Here is an 878-nt window from a genome sequence, read left to right on the forward strand (position 1 = left end):
TGCATATTATTTTCTAATAAATTCAACTTATAAATATCTCATTTCTCCGTCCACCATCGTTCTTAATTTGAATAATAACAGGAAAATTTTCAAGAATTCTGATCATCTCATAAATCCCTTTCCCTTACAAATAGTTTAATTTTCCCATCTATTTTGTCCAATGATTGTAAAAAAAGGATTCATTTGAGACATATAGAGAAAATGCCTATTCGAGAAAAAGCAGTTTGTACAAATTAGCGGTTTAAAATTATTTACAAAGTTACATAGAGAAAAAACAGATAAACCTACAGTTGTAATCTATATTTATAATTAGTTTGATTTACTTCTTTCTTTGCTTAAGATAAAATCAACTACTACCTTAGGAGCATCATCTTTAAGTCTGTAACCTTCACCGGATTCTTTTACTACAGAGACCTTATCTTTATCATTAATTAAAACTAAAAGAGTTTCTTTTGAACCGTTTTTAAAATTAACTTCCATTTCTATTGAAGATTTTTTTGCCTTTTCATCAAACTGAGATTTAATTGGTGAACCATCTTTTATAGTTTTGACAATATCTTTAATTAAGGTTTCATTTGAAGTTAGAGACCTGTTGGTTATTAAATGACCATTATTAGTTTGTGATTTTAATATGTTTATATCTTCTATTTCGCTATCCTTTAGTAAATTAAATTCCACTTGTTGTTCTTTCTCATTTATTACTATAGATGATTTTGCTTCTTTAGAAGAACATCCGATTAAACTAAAAAGTAAAACCATTACAAAATAGTAGAAGCATTTTTGTTTATTTTTCCTCATTTTAAAATTCCTTTCCTCCCTGAAATACCATTATATAGTTATATATACAATTTTATCCTTAATTAAATTAAAATGCATCT

Annotated in this window: 1 protein-coding gene; it reads right to left on the reverse strand. The window is 26.1% G+C overall.

The window, feature by feature from the left end:
• Positions 1 to 309 precede the first annotated feature (309 nt).
• Positions 310 to 798, reverse strand: a complete 489-nt coding sequence (locus V7024_RS22060; RefSeq protein WP_335523940.1) for a hypothetical protein — start codon at positions 796 to 798, stop codon at positions 310 to 312.
• Positions 799 to 878: the final 80 nt, after the last annotated feature.

The organism is Bacillus sp. JJ864, from assembly GCF_036963045.1.
GTDB lineage: Bacteria > Bacillota > Bacilli > Bacillales > Bacillaceae_G > Bacillus_A > Bacillus_A pseudomycoides_C.

Bases quoted from the DNA above. Each gene is read 5' to 3' on its own strand.
- V7024_RS22060 (WP_335523940.1), bottom strand. From the start codon at position 798: ATGAGGAAAAATAAACAAAAATGCTTCTACTATTTTGTAATGGTTTTA.